This window comes from Chromohalobacter sp. HP20-39 (genome assembly GCF_033052815.1).
GTDB lineage: Bacteria > Pseudomonadota > Gammaproteobacteria > Pseudomonadales > Halomonadaceae > Chromohalobacter.
In genome coordinates, this window is the sequence record NZ_JAWHTP010000196.1 from 1 (window position 1) to 417 (window position 417).

At 59.5% G+C, this 417-nt stretch carries 1 protein-coding gene; it reads right to left on the reverse strand.

Going from position 1 to position 417, the window contains the following annotated elements:
• Positions 1-417: hypothetical protein (locus tag RVY79_RS17600; RefSeq protein WP_317465785.1), on the reverse strand; the 417-nt coding region annotated here is incomplete at both ends.

Below are 417 nucleotides of genomic sequence, written 5' to 3' on the forward strand. Positions count from 1 at the left end.
GGTCCAAGTTAGGCTGCCGACCTGTTCGAAGAGCTTCTCAAAGACGCGGTGTGCAAGAGTGCCGAGGAGACGATTGTCTTCCTCGACAGCGAGCAACTGTGTCGGGCGCAGCCGAGCAACTCGTTTGACAGCGTAAAGTGCCGGGGCGTTGAACAGTTCCGAGAGGGAGGTGAATGACTGTCTCTCCACAGGTAGCGCTACAGGCTCTCCCAGCTCGATGTATCTGGGGGCTTGCGGCAGTTGCATGCTGGCGAGATTGGCCGAGAGCGTCCCGACGAACTCATTGCTAAGCTCGGTGTCCAGATTAATGCAACTACCCTGCAGGCTTGGTGCCAGCCTCAGAAGCAGTTGGCGGAAGGGGTGCTCTTCGGCGCCGGCGGGCGGCAGTACTAATACGAACCGCTCCTTGGCTGCCAG